The sequence below is a fragment of the Ruegeria sp. CJ3 genome, assembly GCF_056536725.1.
The window spans coordinates 332,205-354,027 of record NZ_JBQFQE010000001.1 but is presented as its reverse complement, the minus strand read 5'-3'; the positions used below and the strand labels follow the sequence as shown (position 1 = coordinate 354,027).

The 21,823-nt window shown below is 59.4% G+C and carries 18 protein-coding genes; 8 read left to right on the top strand and 10 right to left on the bottom strand.

Going from position 1 to position 21,823, the window contains the following annotated elements:
• Positions 1 to 24: 24 nt before the first annotated feature.
• From ACR0J1_RS01700 to pyrH, 7 genes are all read right to left on the bottom strand, one after another.
• Positions 25 to 1,140, bottom strand: coding sequence for an NUDIX domain-containing protein (locus tag ACR0J1_RS01700; protein WP_480729905.1), 1,116 nt, complete (start codon positions 1,138 to 1,140; stop codon positions 25 to 27).
• Between the two features lie 18 nt (positions 1,141 to 1,158).
• Positions 1,159 to 1,599: a TrgA family protein gene (locus ACR0J1_RS01695; RefSeq protein WP_480729907.1), complete on the bottom strand. Its 441-nt coding sequence runs from the start codon at positions 1,597 to 1,599 to the stop codon at positions 1,159 to 1,161.
• Positions 1,600 to 1,615: 16 nt separating this feature from the next.
• Complete coding sequence (locus ACR0J1_RS01690; RefSeq protein ID WP_480752335.1) at positions 1,616 to 2,824, bottom strand: class I SAM-dependent methyltransferase; 1,209 nt, start codon at positions 2,822 to 2,824, stop codon at positions 1,616 to 1,618.
• A gap of 61 nt (positions 2,825 to 2,885) precedes the next feature.
• Entirely contained in the window at positions 2,886 to 4,319 is a 1,434-nt protein-coding gene (locus tag ACR0J1_RS01685) for a cryptochrome/photolyase family protein (RefSeq protein ID WP_480729910.1), read from the bottom strand.
• A 47-nt stretch (positions 4,320 to 4,366) separates the two neighbouring features.
• Positions 4,367 to 5,593: an aminotransferase class V-fold PLP-dependent enzyme gene (locus tag ACR0J1_RS01680; RefSeq protein ID WP_480729912.1), complete on the bottom strand. Its 1,227-nt coding sequence runs from the start codon at positions 5,591 to 5,593 to the stop codon at positions 4,367 to 4,369.
• A 155-nt stretch (positions 5,594 to 5,748) separates the two neighbouring features.
• On the bottom strand, positions 5,749 to 7,335 hold the full coding sequence (locus ACR0J1_RS01675; RefSeq protein ID WP_480729914.1) for a BCCT family transporter: 1,587 nt from the start codon (positions 7,333 to 7,335) through the stop codon (positions 5,749 to 5,751).
• Between the two features lie 216 nt (positions 7,336 to 7,551).
• The gene (pyrH, locus tag ACR0J1_RS01670; protein ID WP_480729915.1) at positions 7,552 to 8,295 is read right to left on the bottom strand and encodes a UMP kinase; all 744 of its coding nucleotides are present in this window, start codon (positions 8,293 to 8,295) and stop codon (positions 7,552 to 7,554) included.
• Positions 8,296 to 8,377: 82 nt separating this feature from the next.
• Between pyrH and miaA the strand changes: the two genes are divergently transcribed.
• From miaA to ACR0J1_RS01640, 6 genes are all read left to right on the top strand, one after another.
• The gene (gene miaA / locus ACR0J1_RS01665; protein ID WP_480729916.1) at positions 8,378 to 9,286 is read left to right on the top strand and encodes a tRNA (adenosine(37)-N6)-dimethylallyltransferase MiaA; all 909 of its coding nucleotides are present in this window, start codon (positions 8,378 to 8,380) and stop codon (positions 9,284 to 9,286) included.
• 329 nt (positions 9,287 to 9,615) lie between these two features.
• On the top strand, positions 9,616 to 11,286 hold the full coding sequence (locus tag ACR0J1_RS01660) for an ABC transporter substrate-binding protein (RefSeq protein ID WP_480729917.1): 1,671 nt from the start codon (positions 9,616 to 9,618) through the stop codon (positions 11,284 to 11,286).
• A gap of 120 nt (positions 11,287 to 11,406) precedes the next feature.
• The gene (locus ACR0J1_RS01655) at positions 11,407 to 12,453 is read left to right on the top strand and encodes an ABC transporter permease (protein WP_480729919.1); all 1,047 of its coding nucleotides are present in this window, start codon (positions 11,407 to 11,409) and stop codon (positions 12,451 to 12,453) included.
• Positions 12,454 to 12,467: 14 nt separating this feature from the next.
• Complete coding sequence (locus tag ACR0J1_RS01650; RefSeq protein ID WP_480729920.1) at positions 12,468 to 13,931, top strand: ABC transporter permease; 1,464 nt, start codon at positions 12,468 to 12,470, stop codon at positions 13,929 to 13,931.
• Between the two features lie 94 nt (positions 13,932 to 14,025).
• Positions 14,026 to 16,113, top strand: a complete 2,088-nt coding sequence (locus tag ACR0J1_RS01645) for a dipeptide ABC transporter ATP-binding protein (protein WP_480729922.1) — start codon at positions 14,026 to 14,028, stop codon at positions 16,111 to 16,113.
• A 283-nt stretch (positions 16,114 to 16,396) separates the two neighbouring features.
• On the top strand, positions 16,397 to 17,686 hold the full coding sequence (locus tag ACR0J1_RS01640; protein ID WP_480729924.1) for an MFS transporter: 1,290 nt from the start codon (positions 16,397 to 16,399) through the stop codon (positions 17,684 to 17,686).
• A 19-nt stretch (positions 17,687 to 17,705) separates the two neighbouring features.
• Here ACR0J1_RS01640 and ACR0J1_RS01635 read toward each other — a convergent pair whose 3' ends face one another.
• Positions 17,706 to 18,284, bottom strand: coding sequence for a lytic transglycosylase domain-containing protein (locus tag ACR0J1_RS01635; RefSeq protein ID WP_480729926.1), 579 nt, complete (start codon positions 18,282 to 18,284; stop codon positions 17,706 to 17,708).
• A gap of 206 nt (positions 18,285 to 18,490) precedes the next feature.
• Between ACR0J1_RS01635 and ssb the strand changes: the two genes are divergently transcribed.
• Together ssb and ACR0J1_RS01625 are read left to right on the top strand one after the other, a co-directional pair.
• Positions 18,491 to 18,976, top strand: coding sequence for a single-stranded DNA-binding protein (gene ssb, locus ACR0J1_RS01630; RefSeq protein WP_480729927.1), 486 nt, complete (start codon positions 18,491 to 18,493; stop codon positions 18,974 to 18,976).
• 18 nt (positions 18,977 to 18,994) lie between these two features.
• Positions 18,995 to 20,065: a site-2 protease family protein gene (locus ACR0J1_RS01625; RefSeq protein WP_480729928.1), complete on the top strand. Its 1,071-nt coding sequence runs from the start codon at positions 18,995 to 18,997 to the stop codon at positions 20,063 to 20,065.
• Positions 20,066 to 20,074: 9 nt separating this feature from the next.
• Here the strand turns inward: ACR0J1_RS01625 and aroB are convergent, their stop codons facing one another.
• Both aroB and ACR0J1_RS01615 read right to left on the bottom strand, forming a co-directional pair.
• Entirely contained in the window at positions 20,075 to 21,187 is a 1,113-nt protein-coding gene (gene aroB / locus ACR0J1_RS01620) for a 3-dehydroquinate synthase (protein WP_480729930.1), read from the bottom strand.
• A complete protein-coding gene (locus ACR0J1_RS01615; RefSeq protein WP_480729931.1) occupies positions 21,187 to 21,774 on the bottom strand; it encodes a shikimate kinase in 588 nt (195 codons plus the stop codon). Before ACR0J1_RS01615 ends, aroB begins: the two co-directional genes overlap by 1 nt.
• Between the last annotated feature and the right edge of the window lie 49 nt (positions 21,775 to 21,823).

Below are 21,823 nucleotides of genomic sequence, written 5' to 3'. Positions count from 1 at the left end.
CGCCACAACCACAAGCCGCGATAGTCAGGCCCGCAGCCGTTCACGGTGCCGCGCCAGCCACTGAGCCAGCATCAGCAGCGGCAGGTCTTTGAAAACATGACTGTCCACACGCTTGATGAACGTCTCAAAGGGCAGGATGTCACTTCGGATATCTTCGCCCTCGGACGCCAGCCCACCGCCGCCCACAGTATGGGCCAGATCCGCCAGCCCGACATAGAGGTACAGATACTCGGTCGAAGACCCGCTGGAAGAATAGGCCCCGCCTGCATATTCCAGCGTACTCAGGGACACGTGCGCCTCTTCCATCACCTCGCGGCGGGCCGCCTGTTCGGGGGTTTCGCCCGGGTCGATCATGCCCGCAACGGGCTCCCACATCCAGGGTTCGGGGTCGTCGGCCAGAAAGACGGGCGGACGGAACTGCTCGACCAAAAGCACCGCATCCCGCACCGGGTCATATGGCAGCACAACCACGGCTGACCCCTGCATTAACCCATTGCGATGCAGCACCGGCCCCATCGAGCCGTCATGCTGCCGGTGCCGCAGTTCAACCTCTTCCATTCCGAAATAGTTGATATAGGCACGGGTGCGGCGGTGAACGATCACATCGCGCCCGACGTCGCGCTGATCGCCGGTGCCGCGCGCCCGTGCGGCTAGTCTGGCCCAGGCGCGGGTCCGAATGGCCTGAAAGTTGCGGGCAATTGTGCTGGGATCCACCTTACCGAAATGCGCCATGACCTCATCGGCGGCCAGCAGACTTAGATCGCCCCAACGCTCGGCCCAAGCTCGAAGGGACCACGGTTGATCGGGGGTCCAGAGGTCGGCTTCGGGGTAAAACACCTGCGCTTTGACCGCCGAGCCATCGGCAAGCTGCACGGTCTGAAAGCGAAGGTCGTAGTCAAAACCGCCTTCGTAGTAGGCCAGCCTGTTCAAGTCCTGGCGTTCCAGCCCGCGCACCAGCAGTCCATCGGCGCTGCTGCCTGCCTCTGCCACGATCATCGGAAACGGCTGGTCTTTGACGCCATAGACGGCGTGATCCGGCAATACAGCGGGGGTCGCAGACAGGTCCGAAGCCGGGCGACCCAGCACCGCTTCTAGCAGGGATTCATGCCGCAGGGTGCCGTAGAAAAACAGATCAGACAAAGCGCCGACCTTCTGGGCTCAGCGCCAACGCCGGAACGCGATCTCGGTCAACAGGCCGGTGACGACTGCGCCGATGGCCAACGTCCACAGGATCTCTGGTGCCAGCAGTTCTTCGCCATAGCCGACACCGAGTTGGAAGATGGCCAGCAGCGCCTCGAACGGGCCACCGAACCGGTGGCGCATGGCCTGGCTGAACATCTCGTAGGTGCCTTGAACGAACAGGCCCCAAAAGACCAAAGACACGACCCCGGTCAGCCCGTTATTCACACCCGCGGTCCACCCCCGGCCAGCGCGTTTGCCCATGATTACCCAGCCACAGATCACGCCCAACAGCATGTTCACATATGTGAAATAGCCGTAATCCTTCCCCTCTTCGCCGTTTTCGATAATCATGCTCGACACGAGGAACGCCACCACCAGAAGACACAGGGCAGCAACAAGGCGTGAAGCTGTAGGCATTCGGTTTTTCCGTCCTTTAACTGGGTTTAGCTACTGTGATCTGTGTCACATCACAATTGCCGGTGTCAAAGGCTGCGCCGCAGGCGGTCAAATAATAATTCCACATGCGGCGGAAACGCTCGTCAAAACCCAGTTCGGAGATCTGATCCCATTTCGCATTAAATGTCTCATACCAGCGGCGCAGGGTCAGATCGTAACTCTGGCCGAACTCTTTCGAACGCACCACATCCAGCCCCGCCAGCCCGATCTGTTCCCGCAAAACCGAAGGTGCGGGCAGCATTCCGCCCGGAAAGATATATTTCTGAATGAAATCAACGCCGTTCTTGTAAACATCCCAGCGATGATCCGCGACGGTGATGATTTGCAAGGTCGCCTGCGCGCCGGGCTTCAAACGATCCCGCACGGTGTCGAAATAGGCCGGCCAGTATTTCTGCCCAACCGCCTCGAACATCTCGATCGAGGCGATGCCGTCATATTGCCCCTGTTCATCGCGGTAATCCTGCAGCTTGAAATCTACCAGATCAGAAAGCCCTGCTTTTTCAATGCGCTCTTGCGCAAACTTCAACTGCTCTTGGCTGATGGTCAGGCCCGTTACGCGCAACCCGCGCTCTTTGGCAGCGTATTCGGCAAACCCGCCCCAACCACAGCCGATTTCAAGGATATGATCGCCGGGCTTGGCCCCCATTTCATCGACCAGACTGGCATATTTCGCGGTTTGCGCCTTTTCCAGACTTTCCTGCCCGGTTTCAAAAATGGCGCTGGAATAAGTCATGGTGTCGTCCAGCCACAGCCCATAGAACTCATTGCCCAGATCATAGTGGTACGAGATGTTCTTTTTTGCCTGCGACTTGTGGTTTCGGTTCAACCAGAACCTCAGACGCTCATAGGCGCGAACCAGAAACTGTCCAGTGAAATCATCATAGACTGTTTCCGTACCCAGATGCACCAAATCCATGAAACTGCGCAAATCGGGGGTGCTCCAATCGCCCTCCAGATAGGCATCCGAGAAGCCAAGCTCTCCCTCTCGTACCAGACGCGCGAACACGTCCGGGTCGTGGATGTCCACATGAGCCACAGGACCGGGATTGGGCGCGTCGGCACGGAAAACGCGACCGTCGGGCAGCGCGATGTCCAGCCGCCCGGACTCCATCCGGTTCAGCATCTTGAAGACCTGAGAAAAATACCTCGGCAGGTTTTCCTGCCCTTCCGTGGACGTTAGGACCATCCGCTCTCCCCTCTGCGGTTGTGGTTTAAGGCTAGGGCGGGATTCGGTTTCTGGCAAGTTTTCAGTTCCTTACTGGATTTTTTGTGTTCTCGTAGAGGCGCAGCGCCCGGCGGCGGCCCTCGGGCAGGTCCATGATCGGCGCGGGGTACGGATCCGTCGCCGAAAGGCCCCAGGATCGCGGCGCCGCGTCGAAATAGGCCAATGCGGTGGCCGAAGGGCAGCTCTGCCCCTCGGCGATCCATCGGCACATATAGTTGCTCTGCGGGTCAAATCGCTCGCGCTGTGTCTCTGGGTTAAAAATGCGGAAATAGGGGGCGGCGTCAGGCCCCGAACCTGCCACCCATTGCCATCCCATCGCATTGGCCGCGGGGTCCCAGTCGACAAGGCAATCTGCGAACCAGTCCATGCCGATTTTCCAATGGGTTGTCAGGTGTTTGGTCAGATAACTTGCAACGATCATCCGGGCGCGGTTGTGCATCCGGCCCGTGACGTACATCTGCCGCAGCCCCGCATCGACGAGCGGTATTCCGGTCTGCGCCCGTCGCCACGCCCGCACCTGAGAGGTGTCCGGGTCTGTGTTCCACGGAAACCCGTTCCATTCGGGTTTCCAGTTTTCAGTCAGCAGATGCGGCCAGTGATACATCAGGTGATAGGCAAACTCGCGCCAGACCAACTGGCGCAGATAGGCTTCGCCCCCTGTCGCGCCCACCTGCGATGCGGCCTGAACCCGGTGCCATACGGTACGTGGCCCGATCTCGCCCAGCGACAGATACTCTGACAGGCCCGACGTTCCCTCGGCGTCCAGCCGGTCCCTTTGATCCGGGTAGCGATCAACATGCTGCAGAAACGCATCCAACCGATCCATCGCCGCCGCCTCGCCGGGCTGTATGTGAGGCCGGACGATGGCAGCGCCGCGCTGCATGTCTCGATGCAGGTGCCAGGCCGCAAGAGCTTCTGAGCCGGGCCATTTGTCTGGCACAGCCAGCCGGGCGGGCGCCGGCGCGGGTGCCGGTACATCGCGCATCTGCACCGCGCGCCACATCGGCGTGAAGACGCGAAACGGCTGCCCCGCCTTCGTGGCCACGGTCCACGGTTCAAACAAAAGATGCCCCGCGAAGGATTGGGCGTCGATCCCCTGCGCTGTCAGCGCCGCCTTGATCCGGATATCGCGCTCGATTGAAGCCGGATCATAGGCGCGTGACCAATAGACCGCCTTGGCACCGATCTCGCTGATCAGCTTGCGCAGTACATCCCCCGCATCGCCGCTACGCAGGATCAGGCGGCTGCCTTTGTCCTCTAACGCGCGTGCAAAAGCTTCGAGCCCCAGCCCCAGGCGCCATTTGGGCGCGCTGCCCAGCGTATCGACCTGATTATCCCTGATGAACACGGGCACGACAGGCCGACCCGATCGAACGGCGGCATCAAGCGCGGGGTGGTCGCTCAGCCGCAGATCGCGCCTAAACCATATTATGATCGCTGACCGCTCGTCCGTCATTCACGGCCCCCTGTTTTTCGGGTTTACGCGGTGGCCCGGAAACCGGATCACAAAACGTCGTCAAGCGCCTGCAAAAGCTGATCTATTTCCTGTTGAGAGGTGTAATGCGTGAAGCTCAGCCGCAGCACGCCCTGCTCAGGGTCGATCCCCATCGCCTGCAGCGGGCGGCCTGCATAGAAATCGCCGCCACCTGCCATGATGCCGTGCCGGGCCAGTTCCGCGGCAACTGGACCAGCCGGACGGTTCAAAGCCAGCGCCACAGTCGGAGCCCGGCAGGCCGCATCCGAGGGTCCCAACAGGCGCACCGCATTCCGCGTGCTGACGGCATCGAGCACCGGCTGTAGCAACGCGACCTCATGCGCGCGCATCAAATCGTGGACAAAAGCGCCACGTTCGCTGGCACCGGCTGCTGGGCCGCCGTGGTGGTCACACAACTGATCGACATAATCCGCCATTCCGGCGCTGGCCGCGATCTGCGCATGATCGGGACCCGCCGGGGTGAACCGCTTGGTCAAATCCCCACCATTGAAATGGTGCGCCTGATTGGGCAGCAACGCGCCCAGACTGCGCCGGATGACCATACAGCCTTGATGCGGGCCATAGGTCTTGTAGGCCGAGAACAGGTAGATATCCGGCCCCAGATTGCCCACATCCGGGAAACCATGCGGCGCATACGACACCCCATCAACACAGACAAACGCCCCTGCCGCGTGGGCTATCGCAGTGATCTCGGTCACCGGATTGATCTCTCCCACCACGTTCGAGCAATGGGGGAAGCAGACCAGCCGAACGGTATCGTCCAGCAAATTCTCAAGATCGGCGGGGTTCAGCGAGCCGGTCGCGGGGTCGATCTGCCATTCCCGGATTTCAATCCCCTCATCCGCCAGCCGCCGCCAGGGGCCGGAGTTGGCCTCGTGATCCTGATCGGTCACCACGATTGCATCGCCCGGCTGCATCCACTGGCGGAAGGCCTGCGCCAGAACATAGGTGTTCTGCGTGGTCGACGGGCCAAAACTCAACTCATCCGTTTCGACACCAAGAAGAGCGGCAAGCCGGGTTCGGGCCTCGTCCATCTCGGCTCCGCCAAGGCGGCTGGCCTCGTAGGGGCCATAGGGCTGAACCTTGCGCTGGGTATAAAACCGGTGCAGCCGGTCAATCACCGGCTGACAAGTATATGACCCGCCTGCGTTTTCAAAGAAAACCTGCCCCTGCAGGCCAGGCTCGGCAAAGGCCGGGAACTGGGCGCGCACAAATTCGATATCTAGCCTGCTCATGCGCACTCCTCCCCGATCAACCACCCCGCCCGCGCTGACGGTGCCGCCAGTAAGCAGAGGTCGGGCTGGCCCGTCAAGCAGCCCCTCACGTCAAATGCAAAAGGCCCCGGTCATCGACCGGGGCCTTTCGGACTTTCAGGTTTCGAACCGGTCGGTCAGCGCCGACGCCGCTCGTTCATCAGCCCGATGAACAGCGAGATGCACATCAGCACCAGAACGATGGCGAACGGGAAACCGGTGGCAATAGCTGCCGCCTGAAGCGCCCCCAGACCGCCGCCCAGCAGCAGCACGATTGCAATCGCACCTTCCAGTATGCACCAGAACACACGCTGCGCGGTCGGCGCATCGGTCTTGCCGCCTGCAGTGATCGTATCGATCACCAGCGAGCCCGAGTCAGAGCTGGTTACGAAGAACACGACCACCAGGATGATGCCGACGAACGACAGCAGCGAGGTCATCGGGAACTGTTCGAACATGGTGAACATCTTCAGCTCCAGCGCCGCGTCCGACAGGGCCTGACCGGAACCGGACAGAACCTGATCCAGTGCGGCACCGCCAAAGACGGCCATCCACAGGGCACCGACAACGGTCGGGATCAGGATGACGCAGGTCACGAATTCGCGGATGGTCCGGCCACGCGAGATACGCGCGATGAACATACCGACGAAAGGTGACCAGGAAATCCACCACGCCCAGTAGAAGGTGGTCCAGCCCTGCATGAAGTTGACGTCTTCACGACCGACCCAGTTGGACAGGGCAGGCAACGCAACCACGTATGCGATCAAGCTGTCGAAGAACCCGGTCAGGATCGCGATCGTCGGGCCAAGGATCAAAACCAGGAACAGCAGGGCTGCGGCCAGAATCATGTTCGCCTCGGACAGACGCTTCACACCTTTGTCCAAACCAGCCACAACCGAGACCAGCGCAAACGCGGTGATCAAACCGATCAGCAGTACCTTCATCCCATCGCTCACCGGCACGCCGAACAGATAGTTCAGACCGGCCAGCGCCTGCGTCGCCCCCAGACCCAGCGAGGTTGCCAGACCAAAGATGGTCGCGAAAACCGCAAGAACATCAATGATGTGACCCAGCGGACCCCAGGTTGCTTCGCCAAAGATCGGATAGAACACCGACCGCATGGTCAGCGGCAGGCCACGGTTGAAGCTGAAGAAGGCCAGCGCCAGAGCGACAACCGCATAAACCGCCCAAGGATGCATCCCCCAGTGGAAGATGGTTGCAGCCATGGCCAGCTTTTTCGACGCCTCAGGGTCCTCCAGACCGGCACCCAACGGGGCCCAGTCCGTGCGTACACCGTCTTCACCGACAGCGATACCGCCGACGGACGAACCGTAGTGCGAAATCGGTTCTGCAACACCCCAGAACACCAGGCCGATCCCCATGCCTGCCGCAAACAGCATCGCAAACCAACCTGCGTAGGAATAATCAGGTTTTGCGTCATCACCACCCAGTCGGATCGACCCAAATGGTGTGACGATCAGCATGAGCGAGAACAACACAAAGATGTTAGCGGCAATCATGAACACCCAGTCGAACTGGCTGGTCAATGCCGGACGAAGCCAACCGAAGAACTCCGACGCCTGCTCGCGGAAGACAAGCGAGAAGAACACGAAAGCAATGACGGTCAGACCCGAAACAGCAAAAACCGGATTGTGGACGTCCAGACCGAAGATCTGAACATTGTCCTGACCGACTTCATAGTCGGAATCCGTATTATCGGACATTTTTCTTCCTCTCTGTTTTAGTGCCCCAAGTCTTCGTGGAACGACAGTATTTTAGGCAAGACTATTAAGACTGTCCGAGGACCGAAAACGACATTTTCAGATTTTTTTAGCCAAAAACGACATTGTGTAGAAAGCGTGACTCAAGGCCCAGCGCTTCGAACTTCAATACGTCGATTCCTGGTCAGTGACGGTTCTTTGGAACCGTCTGCCGCAGGCCTAGCCCTGCACTTTGGTATACGTGCCCTCGCCCGCCAGAATCCCACGGAATCCGCCGGGTTCATCCAGCCCGAAGACGATCAGCGGTAGGTTGTTGTCGCGCGCCAGCGCAATGGCCGAGGCATCCATCACCCGCAACCGCTTGGCCAGTACGTCGTCATAGCTGACCGTGTCATACCGGACCGCATCGGCGTTGGTCTTGGGGTCCTTGTCATACACACCATCAACACCGTTCTTACCCATGAAGATGGCCTGACATGCCATCTCGTTGGCGCGCAGCGTGGCCGCTGTATCGGTGGTGAAATAGGGGTTCCCGGTTCCCGCGGCGAAGATGCAGACCCGCTTCTTTTCAAGATGGCGTACAGCACGGCGACGAATATAGGGCTCGCACACCTCATCCATGCGAATGGCCGAGATCACGCGGGTAAAGACCCCGACCCCTTCCAGTGCCGATTGCATCGCCAGCGCGTTCATCACAGTAGCCAGCATTCCCATGTAGTCCGCCGTCGTACGCTCCATCCCTTGCGCCGAGCCACTGAGGCCCCGGAAGATATTGCCGCCGCCGATGACCATGCAGATCTCGACGCCGAGATCGTGTACTGATTTGACCTCTTGCGCGATGCGCTGAACGGTTGGCGGGTGCAGACCGAATCCTTGGTCACCCATCAAAGCCTCGCCGGAAATCTTCAGCATGACGCGGTCATACTTGGTTTTTCGGGTCTCTGCGGTCGAGGAAAGGGTCATGTTGCACTCCGGGCTGGCACGGGGTTATTTTCCGGCGCAAAATGAAGCAAAACCTCCGCGGGTTCAATGCGGATAGTCAGGAATGAGGCAACCGCTGATGGTCGATACCCCCGCCGACCGGCTCTGGAACCGCCTGCCCCCGATCCCCGACGACAAACCGGTGCTGATCGCCGGGCCCACGGCCTCGGGTAAATCGGCGCTGGCGTTGCTGATTGCCGAGCGCTGCGGCGGCGTGATCGTGAACGCGGATGCCAGTCAGGTCTATGACTGCTGGCGCGTCATCTCTGCCCGCCCCTCGGCCGACGAGGAAGCCCGCGCGCCGCATCGCCTGTATGGGCATGTCGGATACGATCAGGCCTATTCGACCGGTCACTGGCTGCGGGAGGTAACACCGCTGCTGTCGCAGGCCCCGCGCCCGATCATCGTTGGGGGCACCGGGTTGTATTTCGCTGCACTGACTGAAGGAATGGCCGATATTCCCGCCACACCGCCCGAGATCCGGGCGCAAGCCGATAGCTTATCGCTGGAGGAACTGACCGAGGGTGTCGACGCGCAAACCCGCGCCGGTCTCGACCTCCGCAACCGCGCCCGCGTCCAGCGCGCGTGGGAAGTGCAGCGAGCCACCGGCCGGTCTCTGGCCCAATGGCAGGCCGACACACGGCCGCCGATCCTTGACCTCGACCACTCGGTTCCGATTGTGTTCGACGCCGAAAAGGCATGGCTTTTGGAACGCATCAACCGCCGGTTTGACCAGATGCTTGATCACGGCGCGATGGACGAGGTCGCCCAGATGCGCGACCGCTATGATCCAGCCCTGCCCGCCTGCAAGGCCATCGGTGTGCCGGAACTGATGGCTTGCCTGAACGGAGAGATGACACTGGACACCGCGCGCGAGCGGGCCACCATTGCGACCCGGCAATACGCCAAACGCCAACGCACGTGGTTTCGCGCCCGGATGGGTGCTTGGCACCGCATTGACGCGGCGCTGTAGGACCAGCGCACCCGCACCCCAAAAAGAGGGAAACGACGACGGCCTGATATGCGAGCTTCGGGGCCTGAACGCCGCATTTTTCGCGGCACATGCCGGGTTTCAGATTGAAACAACCGGCATCTGACTTTCTACAGATATGTCGTTTTTAGGCATTCCATGACGATTTCGAACATTGACGTTAATCCAAAACTGGTGCGGAATGCGGACATGGGGATGTTTGGAACTCAGAAAATCAAGCCCACGGTCCTGCGGCCCGACATGGATCGGCCCCGGCAGCGCCAAGCCTAATCAAAAAGAAATACAATATTCAGTGTCACAGGGAGACATCTATGGAAAACCAGACAATCAATGGAAAGCCGATGCACTGGGCAGCGGAAATGCACGCCAAGGAATATCGTGAGGGCAATCTAAGTCGCCGCGAATTCATGGCCCGTGTCACCGCCCTGGGCGTTGCCGTTCCGACCGCCTATGGCATGATCGGTCTGCAATCACCCGCAGCCGCAGCTGAGCCACAACAAGGCGGCACCATTCGCTATCAGATGGAAGTCCGCGCGCTCAAAGACCCGCGTACTTATGACTGGACGCAGATCGCAACCTTCACCGCGGGCTGGCTGGAATATCTGGTCGAGTACAACAACGACGGTACGTTCAAGCCAATGTTGCTGGAAAGCTGGGAAGCCAATGAAGACGCCACCGAATACACTCTGAACGTTCGCAAAGGCGTCAAGTGGAACAACGGTGATGACTTCACCGCCGAAGACGTGGCCCGCAACATCGAAGGCTGGTGCGACTCTTCGCTGGAAGGCAACTCGATGGCGTCCCGCATGGCGTCGCTGGTGGATGAGAGCACTCAGAAAGCCGCCGATGGCGCGATCACCGTGGTTGATTCGCACACCGTCAAACTGAAGTGCAGCGCACCGGACATCACCATCATCCCGGGCATGGCGGACTATCCGGGCGCCATCGTCCACAGCAGCTTTGACGCAAACGACATGCTTTCGAACCCGGTTGGCACGGGCTTCATGATCCCCGAAAGCCATGAGGTCGGCGTGAAGGGCGTTTTGGTCCGCAACGAAGGCTTCGACTGGTGGGGCTATGAAGCTGGCAAAGGCGGCTATGTCGACCGAATCGAGTTCATCGACTACGGCACCGACCCTGCCGCCTTCCTGGCCGCCTATGAGGCCGAAGAGATCGACATGAACTGGGAATCGGTCGGTGAATTCGTCGACATCTTCGACAGCATCGGCCTTGTCCGCTCGGAAATCCCGTCCGGCTTTACCATCGTCATCCGCCCGAACCAGCTGGCCGAAGACGCCGATGGCAACAAGATCTACGGCGACAAGCGGGTCCGTCAGGCCCTTGCGATGGCCGTCGACAACAACGTCTGCCTCGAACTTGGCATGTCGGGCTACGGCATCCCTGCCGACAACTGCCACGTGGGCCCGATGCACCCTGAGTATGACTCGGCCGTGACCCGCCTGCCCTACGATCCGGCTGGCGCGAAGGCGCTGATGGACGAAGCGGGCATGGGTGACTTCGAGCACGAAGTACAGTCCATCGACGATGACTGGCGTCGGAACACGACCGCTGCGGTTGTTGCTCAGCTGAACGACGCGGGCATCAAGGCCAAGCATACGGTTCTGCCCGGCTCGACCTTTTGGAATGACTGGACGAAATACGCCTTCTCGTCGACCAACTGGAACCACCGCCCGCTGGGCACACAGGTTCTGGCACTGGCCTACAAATCGGGTGTTGCATGGAACGAATCCGGATTTGCCAATGAAGAGTTTGACAAGCTACTGGCCGAGGCGAACTCAATCGCCGACGTGGACAAACGCCGCGAGGTGATGGCCAAATTGCAGGCGATCATGATCGAAGAAGGCGTCACCATCCAGCCCTATTGGCGGACGGCAATGCGCCACCATCGCGACAATATGGTCGGTGTTGAAAAGCACATCGCAGACCTGCCGCAGCTTTATAAGTTCGGTCTGACCTCCTGACCCAAACCACAAGAAGGGCCGCGCCGCACTGGTGCGGCCCTTCGTCCTCAATACGGCGACCAGAAGAATAGCAACGCGTGAGGCGAAGCCTGTCACGCCAGCCGACCAACAGGGGCTAACATGGGACTTTTCATTCTAAGGCGTGTGGGGATTATGCTGCTGACAGCATTGTGCCTGACATTCCTGGTCTTCTTCCTCACCAATCTTTACCCGAACCTGGAAAAGCTTGCGAAAACGCAGGGCAATTTCCGGATGTCAGATGAACAGGTCGAGAGCTTTTTGGAGAAAGGCGGGTATCTTCAGTCGACACCCGTCAAATATGGCGAATGGCTCGGTGTTTTACCCTCGTACCGGCACACGAATGAGGACGGTACTGTTCAAGGCCGTTGCATTCTACCGGGTAAAACAGCCGAAGAGTCGCCCAATTTCTGCGGTATCCTGCAGGGGTACTGGGGCTATTCAACCGTCTTCAAGGAAGAGGTCGGGACCGTTGTAGGAACCCGTCTAGCTCTGACCGGGCGGCTGATGTTCTGGGTGATGCTGCTGATGGTCCCCTCGGCGCTGATATTGGGTATTCTGGCGGGGATGAAAGAAGGCTCGGCCACGGACCGCACCCTGTCGACCTTTGCCATTACAACAACGGCGACGCCGGAATACGTATCAGGCGTGATCTTCATCGCGATCTTCACGTCCTCTGCCGTGGGCCTGAAATGGTTCAAAGGCACCGCCACGCAGGCGATGGAGAACCCGACGTTTGAGAACTTCTTCTTACCGGTGCTGACCATCGCGCTTTATGGGATGGGCTATATCGCCCGGATGACCCGCGCCTCGATGACCGAGGTGATGACGGCGCAGTATATCCGCACTGCGCGTCTGAAGGGTGTCTCGTTCCCGAATATCGTTATGAAACATGCGCTGCGCAACGCGCTGATCGCGCCGTTCACCGTCATCATGCTGCAGTTCCCATGGCTGCTGAATGGCGTTGTGATCGTCGAAACCCTGTTCAACTACAAGGGCTTTGGCTGGGCGCTGGTTCAGGCGGCGGGCAATAATGACATTCAGCTCTTGCTGGCGATTTCGGTCGTGTCGGTCTTTGTGGTGCTGGTGACGCAGCTGATCTCGGATATCGGCTATGTCTACCTCAACCCGCGTATTCGCATTTCTTAAGGGAGGGTCAGATCATGGAACCACTTACCTGGACCGGCTCTATCGCCTTCCTCAACCCGCTACTCGCGCTGGCACTGGGGGTCATGGCCCTGTCCATCGTCGTCTGGATGCTGGCCAGCATTGTGCTGCCCGAAGATCAGATGACGGTGAACCCTGATGGCACGTTAACTTCAAGCTCGGGCCTGCGGAACATGATACAGGCCGCGCTGCGCTATAGCTTTCTGGCCAGCGTTGGGATTGCCGTTGCCTATATCGTGCTTGGCATTCTGATGGGCACCGGCGCCGGGATCATTGGTGCGATTTCGCAACAATTTCTTCCCGTCTGGCTATCGCTGATCATCCTCTATGCCATGTCGATCGCGTTCAAACGCAAGCTGGGCCTTTACGGCAAGCTGTTCGACAGCCCCATCGGTATGATCGGCTTTGGCCTTGTGATGTTCTGGGTCTTTACCGGCATCTTTGGTGCGCTTGATCTGATCGTGACCCATGACCCGCTGTCACAGGTCTCGGGCATGAAGAACAAGGTGCCCGGCACACCGCTGGCGGGCGCGGAAGAAGGCGTCTACTCGTGGTATCTGCTAGGTGGTGATAACCTTGCCCGCGACGTGTTCAGCCGCATGGTAAAGGGCGCGTGGATCGTGGTTCAGATCGCGCCTCTGGCGACAATGTTCGCCTTCATGGTCGGGATCACTTTGGGTCTGCCCGCCGGGTACTATGGCGGTCGTCTGGATACGCTGTTGTCGTTCCTGGCGAACCTGATCCTGGCATTCCCGGTAATCCTGCTGTTCTACCTGCTGGTGACGCCTGAAATCGTGGCGACCGGCGTGCCGAACTATATGGCGGCGATCCTGTTCATCTTCCCGATCATCTTCCTCGGTGTCCTGCTGAATTCACGCTACTATACCCGGCCGAACTTTAGGACGCCCCTGCTGATCGGGGTTCTGGGCGTCGCGCTGTGGTTCTATCTTTCACTGATTTCGACCGGTGGTTACATCATCAACACCGACAGTTACCGGATCTGGGGTCTGCCGACCTATCTGGACCTGTTCGATATTCCCGGCGGTATTCTGGTGGTGTTTGTCTCGGTCGTCTTCGTGAATTCGCCCACGGTGTTCCGCATCGTGCGCGGTTTGGCGCTGGACATCAAAACCCGCGACTACGTGGCCGCGGCCCAGACCCGAGGCGAGGGTCCGTGGTACATCATGCTGTGGGAAATCCTGCCCAACGCGCGGGGTCCGCTGATCGTCGATTTCTGTCTGCGCATCGGCTATACGACCATCCTTCTGGGGACTTTGGGTTTCTTCGGGTTGGGCCTGCCGCCGGAAAGCCCGGATTGGGGGTCGACGATCAACGAAGGCCGTAAGCTGCTGTCGATCTACCTGCACCCTGCCCTTCCGCCTGCTTTGGCCCTGTTGTCGCTGGTTCTTGGTTTGAACCTACTGGCAGACGGTCTGCGCGAAGAAAGTCTGAAGGACTGATTGAGATCGAAGGCCGGGGGCTCTGCCCCCGGACCCCCGGGATATTTTTAGCCAGATGAAGGGGATCCCCCGGACTCTCGCGAGGAGTAACAAGATGAGCAAAATGGCGGATTATGACGGGCCGATTCTGGAGATCGATAAGCTTTCGATTTCGTTCTTTACCCGGCTGAGGGAAATTCCCGCCGTTATGGATTTCTCGGTCAGCGTGCAGCCCGGTGAGGCTGTGGGTCTGGTGGGCGAATCCGGGTGCGGAAAGTCTACGGTGGCGCTGGGTGTCATGCAGGATCTGGGCAAGAACGGGCGCATCGTTGGCGGTTCGATCAAGTTTAAGGGCCGCGATCTGGGTGAGATGACCACCGAGGAGTTGCGCGATATTCGCGGCAACGAGATCGCTATGATCTATCAGGAGCCGATGGCTTCGTTGAACCCGGCGATGAAGATCGGCAAGCAGTTGATGGAAGTGCCGATGATCCACGAAAATGTGGGCGCGGAGGAGGCTTATGCGCGTGCGCTGGAAGTGGTGACGGATGTGCGCCTGCCCGACCCCGAGCGGATGCTGAATTCCTTCCCGCATCAACTGTCAGGTGGTCAGCAGCAGCGGATCGTGATTGCGATGGCGTTGATGTCGAAACCTGCCTTGTTGATTTTGGACGAGCCGACGACCGCTCTGGACGTGACCGTCGAGGCCGCCGTGGTTGAACTGGTTAAGGACCTTGGCAAGAAATACGGCACGTCGATGCTGTTTATCTCGCACAACCTCGGGCTGGTGTTGGAAACTTGCGACCGGCTTTGCGTGATGTATTCAGGTGAGGCGGTCGAACGCGGTTCGATCCATGATGTGTTCGATGAGATGCAGCACCCTTATACGCAGGCGCTGTTCCGGTCGATCCCCCTACCGGGGGCCGACAAGAACTCGCGCCCGCTGGTGGCGATTCCGGGGAACTTCCCGTTGCCGCATGAGCGGCCTCCGGGATGTAATTTTGGCCCGCGCTGCGACTATTTCGAAGAAGGTCGCTGCGACGCCAAGGACATTTTGATGGAGGCCGTGCCTGGAAATGACCGGCATCACACGCGTTGTCTGAAATTCCAGGAGATCGACTGGAATGCGCCGATTACCGTGGGCGAACAGAAAGAGAAGGCCGAGATTGGCCGAACGGTTCTGAAAATGGACAACCTCAAGAAATACTATGAGGTCGCGGCGAACGCCCTGTTCGGTGGTGGTGAGAAGAAGGTGGTGAAGGCCAACGAGACCCTGAGTTTCGAGGCGCATGAGTCCGAGACCTTGGCCATCGTCGGCGAATCTGGTTGCGGCAAGTCGACCTTCGCCAAGGTTCTTATGGGGCTTGAGACGGCGACCGATGGGCAGATCCTGCTGGACAACCGCAACATTGAGGATGTGCCGATCGAAGAACGCGATGCCAAGACCGTGGGCGAGGTTCAGATGGTGTTCCAGAACCCCTTTGACACGCTGAACCCATCCATGACCGTGGGTCGGCAGATCATCCGCGCGTTGGAGATCTTTGGCATCGGAAACTCCGAGGCCGACCGCAAAAAACGTATGCTGGAATTGCTGGATCTCGTGAAACTGCCCCGCGCCTTTGCCGACCGGATGCCGCGTCAGCTGTCGGGGGGGCAGAAACAGCGTGTCGGTATCGCCCGCGCCTTTGCCGGAGACGCTCGGATCGTGGTGGCCGACGAACCCGTTTCAGCCCTGGATGTGTCGGTTCAGGCCGCTGTGACCGATCTGCTGATGGAGATTCAGCGCGAGCAGAAAACCACGCTGCTGTTCATCAGCCACGACCTGTCCATCGTGCGTTACCTCAGCGACCGGGTAATGGTGATGTATCTGGGCCATGTTGTCGAACTGGGCACCACCGATCAGGTCTTCGCCCCGCCCTATCACCCCTATACCGAAGCACTGCTGAGCGCAGTACCAATCGCTGACACCTCGATTGAAAAGCAGCATATCGTGCTGGAAGGCGACATCCCCTCGGCCATGAATCCACCGCCGGGCTGCCCGTTCCAAACGCGCTGCCGCTGGAAGTCCGAGGTGCCGGACGGGCGTTGCGAGTCCCATATCCCGCCGGTGCAGACACTTGCGGACGGCCATCAGGTCAAATGCCATCTGGCCGAGGACATCCTCGCGCGTATGGAACCTGTGATCAAGGTCGCGGCGGAGTAAGCCGACCGAACCACAACTGGACCGGTTCAGCGCCCGCCCTTTCTGGAGGCCAATGCGCCAGCTTTTCGGACGACGTCGGGGCAATTCCAGACCTGTATCTGCTTTCGCAGCCGAAGGTCTTTTCCCCAACGATAATGTCTCAGGCTGATCGCGAGATTTCGTTCTGCGGAACAACTCCGGCTTTCGCTGCGTTTATGAGAACGACCGCGTGAGTGCACGTGGCATAGGCATTCCGTTGCGCCGGGGTATTGCGCATGTCACATGCAGAGCCGAAGGTGCGACCATGGCAACGGAAGTAGAATTCTCATTCGCTGCGCTGACCGGTCCGGCGCGACGGCACATCCGGGTGTTTCAGGTCCACCAGTTTCTCGATCGTTTTGCGATGGGTTTGACGGTTGCCGTTGTCGCACTTGCGTTGACCGACCGAGGCATGGATCTGTTCCAGATTTCGCTCCTCTTTGGGGTCTACTCACTTACAACCATGGCGATGGAACTCCCCTTCGGGGGATTGGCCGATAACATCGGACGCAAGCCGGTCTTTCTGGCCGCGGTGGTCGCCAGCTTGATCTCTCTCGTCCTCTTTCTTTCGACCAGCGACTTCTATGTTCTTGCGCTGTCATTTGCATTCATCGGTTTTGGGCGTGCCTTGCGGTCGGGCACCCTCGACGCCTGGTTCGTTGAAACCTTCAAAGCCGTTGCGCCTAATGTGGACGTTCAACCCGCACTTGCAAAAGCTCAATGGGCCAATGCCATGGGCTTGGCGGTGGGGGCTGTGTTGGGTGGCCTTCTACCCGATCTCTTTGGCTCGGCGGCGGCAAAACTGGGCGTCAGCGTCTATGATGTTTCTTATGTGGCGAGCTTGGCGGTGATGCTTGGGGTGTTCGCCTACACCGTGTTCTACATCGTGGAAGAACCGCGCCCGCAAAACCCACAAGCTCTGAAACAGGGGTTCGCTACTGTACCATTGGTGATCAAGAACGCAGGCCTTCTCGCCCTGCGGCATCCGGCGTTGTCGGTCCTTTTGTCCGCACTGGCGTTTTTCCTGATGGCGACCAATCCGGTCGAGGTGTTGTGGCCTACCTATGCAAAGCCCATGCTGGAGGAAGGCTATGCAAACACAGTCATTGGTACCCTGACTGCAACCTACTTCTTTTCAATCGCACTCGGCGCTTGGCTGTCACCGCACATCAGTCGCATTTTCAAGAGACGACACGCACTTGCGCTTGCGGCGGCCTTTGCTTGTTTGGCGGGCATTCAGACCGCGTTGGCTTTGCAGGGCAACATCGTCAGCTTTGTGACGGTATTCATCCTCTATTCCGTTGTCATCGGCATTTCCGAAACACCTGCCAGCAGTATTCTTCATCGCTGCGTAGAAAACCGCCAGCGATCCACCATCCTATCCCTGAGGTCGTTGATACAGCAACTTGGGGCAGCATTGGGCCTGATTTTGGCCGGAGCCATCGCCGAACTCTATTCCACTCCCACGGCTTGGATGGTCGGCGCGGTATTTTTGGTCATCGCCGCCGTCCTGATCGGCATTCTGGCCAAACGTCTTGCCGCAGAGATTGAGTAGCGGTCGGCTGGACTGGGACCTATCCGCCCCAGATCACCTTCACGTAGTTCTGTGTCTCTTTATAAGGAGGGATACCGCCGTGTTTCTCGACCGCTTTTGGGCCTGCATTATAGGCGGCCAGTGCAAGAGGCCAGGATTTGAACTTACGATACTGCCAGGACAGATAGCGCGCGCCGCCTTCGAGGTTCTGGATCGGATCGTAGGGATCGACCCCCAGCAGCCGCGCTGTCTGCGGCATCAACTGGGCCAGCCCCAGCGCCCCCTTATGAGACTTTGCGCCCGGATTCCAGCCGCTTTCCTGCTGAACCAACCTTAGAAACAGGTCTTCGGGCACATTGTGTTGACGCGCGACGCGACGCGCGTGCTCAAGGTATTGGCCCTTATAGCTTCCAGTGTAGCGTTTTTGGAATTTCCCGCGGTCGGTCTTGGGCTTGAGCCGCTCTGACCCGCGATATTGCGAGGCTGCGCGGTTATCCAGCACTTTCGATTGCTTCAGAAAAATATCCTTGCGGTTCTTCGAGGACAACGTCTGCGCCTGCGCCCCAAAGGACACAAGGCAAAGGCATAAAACCGAAATACCGCCAACCAGAAAACGCATCAAAGGCAATCCTGCACGCTTAACAACCATATGGAGTATAGTTAAAACGGCCAGAAATGAAAGCTTGGTAAAGGCGACCCTAAATTTTTACCTCAAGGGATGTGTCATCAATGATGTTTTAACCAAGACCCAGCCCGTATAGGGTCAGCAGCAGAGCAAAGCGCCAGATTCGGGCGCGATCCAGTCAGAAAAGAACGAGGGAATATATGGCGGGTTCAGTCAACAAGGTCATTCTGATCGGCAATCTTGGTGCCGACCCCGAGGTGCGGTCGTTCCAGAACGGTGGAAAGGTATGTAACCTGCGCATCGCCACCTCGGAATCATGGAAAGACCGCAACACCGGAGAGCGCCGGGACCGGACCCAGTGGCACACGGTCGCCATCTTTTCGGAACCTCTGGTCCGCGTGGCCGAGCAATATCTGCGCAAGGGCAGCAAGGTCTATGTCGAGGGCCAGTTGGAAACCCGCAAGTGGCAGGATCAATCTGGGCAGGACAGATATTCGACCGAGGTGGTTCTGCGCCCCTATCGCAGCGAACTGACGATGCTGGACAGCCGCGGTGAAGGCGGCGGCGGTGGTGGAGGCTATGGCGGCGGTCAGGGCGGCGGCAGCTATGGCGATCCTTATGGCAGCCAATCCAGCGCGCCAGCCCCGGCATCGGGCGGAATCGACGACGACGAGATTCCGTTCTAACCCAGACGGAGATAAAACATGGCATGGTCCTTCTCGCTCGGCCGGTTGCTCGGCTCGGAACTGAGGGTCCATGTCACCTTCTTCCTTTTGCTGGCATGGGTTGGGTTCGCCGCTTACTCGAACGGCGGCTGGCCCGCTGCCATCGACAACATTCTGTTTGTTCTGGCCCTATTTGCCTGCGTCGTGGCGCACGAGTTCGGTCACGCCCTGATGGCGCGGCGCTATGGCATCCGCACCCCCGATATCATCCTTTTGCCCATTGGCGGTCTGGCGCGGCTGGAGCGTATGCCCGAGAAGCCGATGCAGGAAATCTGGGTTGCGCTGGCCGGACCTGCCGTCAATGTGGCAATCTGGGGCCTTCTGGTCGTACTTGGCGCCGGTTTGCGGCTCGGATCCCTCGCGCAGCTTGAATCTCCACAGGCAGATCTGCTCAGCCGACTGGCCTATGTGAACCTGCTGCTGGCTGTTTTTAACCTGATACCGGCTTTTCCGATGGATGGTGGGCGCGTGTTTCGGGCCCTGCTGTGCCTCAGGATGGACCGGGTCAAGGCGACCCGCGTCGCTGCAATCGGCGGGCAAATCGTGGCCTTCGGGCTTGGGTTTTTCGGGCTGACCTCGGGCAATCCCATTCTGGTTCTGATCGCCGTCTTTGTCTTCGTCGCTGCCAATGCCGAAAGTCAGGACGTGGCCATGCGCTCGGTCGCGCGGCGGGTTCAGGCGCGGGATGCGATGATCACCGAATTCCGCGCGCTGTCGCCCGAAGATACGCTGGCCACAGCCGCACAGGCCGTCATCCACACCACGCAGCATGAGTTTCCGGTGCTGGATCATAACGGCGATCTGCTGGGTTTCGTCACCCGCGATCGCCTGTTTGCCGCGCTTGCCGGGGATCATCCGCGCTCGGAACCTGCCATCTCGATCATGGAGACCAACATTCCGCAAGTCCCCCTTACAAGCGGGTTGAACAAAGTTCTTGCCGGTCTACACCAAGGCGCACCGGCCGTTGCCGTCTGCACCAAAGCGGGCAAGATGGTGGGCTATATTACCCGTGAAAACATCGGCGAGCTGATGGTGATACAGGGGCGATGAGCCCCGATATCAGCAGGTTGCCAGAGCATCCTGAAGCACCGAGACCACGGCATCTTTCGGCACATCCGATGTGACAAAGGCCTGCCCGATCCCGCGCGCCAGAATAAAACGCAGCTGGCCGTCGACAACTTTTTTGTCCTGTGCCATCAGATCAACCAACGCCTGAGCGTCCGGCAACTCTCCAGGAATATCGGCCAGATCGGTTTTCATCCCCATGGCACGCAGATGCGCCCTCACACGGCTGGGGTCTTCCTGCGAGCAAAAGCCAAGGCGCGAGGACAGTTCGAACGCCAGAGCACATCCGATGGCAACGCCTTCGCCATGCAGAAGGCGGTCGGAATAGCCGGTCGCGGCCTCAAGCGCATGGCAGAAGGTGTGGCCGAGATTCAGCAGCGCGCGGTCGCCCTGCTCGGTCTCGTCACGGGCGACGATATCGGCCTTCATCTGAACCGATCGGGTGACCGCCTGAACCCGCGCAGCCATATCGCCCGAAGACAGGCGCGGGCCGTTCTGTTCAAGCCACTCAAAGAACTCCGCATCGCCCAGCAGGCCGTATTTCACCACCTCGCCATAGCCGGCCAGAAAATCGCGCGCGGTCAGCGTGCCCAGAACGGCAGTGTCGGCCAGCACCAGCGAGGGCTGATGGAACGCTCCGATCAAGTTCTTGCCCTGAGGCGCGTTGATCCCGGTCTTACCCCCCACCGAACTGTCAACCTGCGCCAGCAGCGAGGTCGGGATCTGCACAAACCGCACCCCTCGCCGCATGACCGCCGCTGCAAATCCGGCCAAGTCGCCAATCACGCCACCGCCGAACGCGACGACCACATCGCGGCGCTCGACCTTCTCGGCCAGAAGCCACTCAACCGCGCGTTCGAAATGGGGCCAACTTTTGGTGGCCTCACCTGCGGGCAGCGCCAGCGCGCTCATCTCGACACCCGATGCCGCCAACCCGTCGCGCAGCGTGTCCAGATGCAGATCGGCGACGGTCTCATCCGTCAGAACGGCAACCCGTGGGCGCGGCAGCAAGGGGGCGATACGCGCACCGGCCTGCGCCAGAAGGTTTGGGCCGATCTCGACATCATAGGAACGTTCGGCCAAGTCTACGTGTACGGTCTGATGCATTAAATCCGTTCCAAAACATCCGGGCGTGACAGCAATGCGGTAACAACCCGGCTTACCATATCCTCGATCGCGGTCTGACCGTCCGAGTCGGCCACCAGATCGGCCTGTTCATAGATGGGCACCCGCGCCAGATACAAATCGCGCAATGTCGCATATGGGTCCGCTGTGCGCAGCAAAGGCCGCGTGTCCTTGTGCTTGACCCGGTTCCACAGCACCGTCAGATCAGCCCGTAACCAGACCGACACCCCCCGGTCCGAGATCATCTGACGATTCCCCGCCGCCAGAAACGCGCCGCCGCCAGTCGACAGGATGCCTTTCTGTTCATCCAGCAACCGCCCGATAACCTGAGTTTCCTTGCCGCGAAAAAAGGCCTCGCCATCGCGCGCGAAGATTTCCGGGATGGTCATATTTGCCGCCGATTCGATCTCGGCATCGCTGTCCAGAAACGGCACACCCAGCCGCGCGGCCAGCGCCCGCCCCACGGCTGTCTTCCCTGCGCCCATCATCCCGACCAAAACAACGGTTTTGTGCAGTCGAAACCGTTCAGCGGTGCCCGGGCGTGACGCATTATGCTTAATTTCGCTCATTTCATCGTGAATGACGTGATCTTGGAAAAAATGCCAGTTATAACTTGGC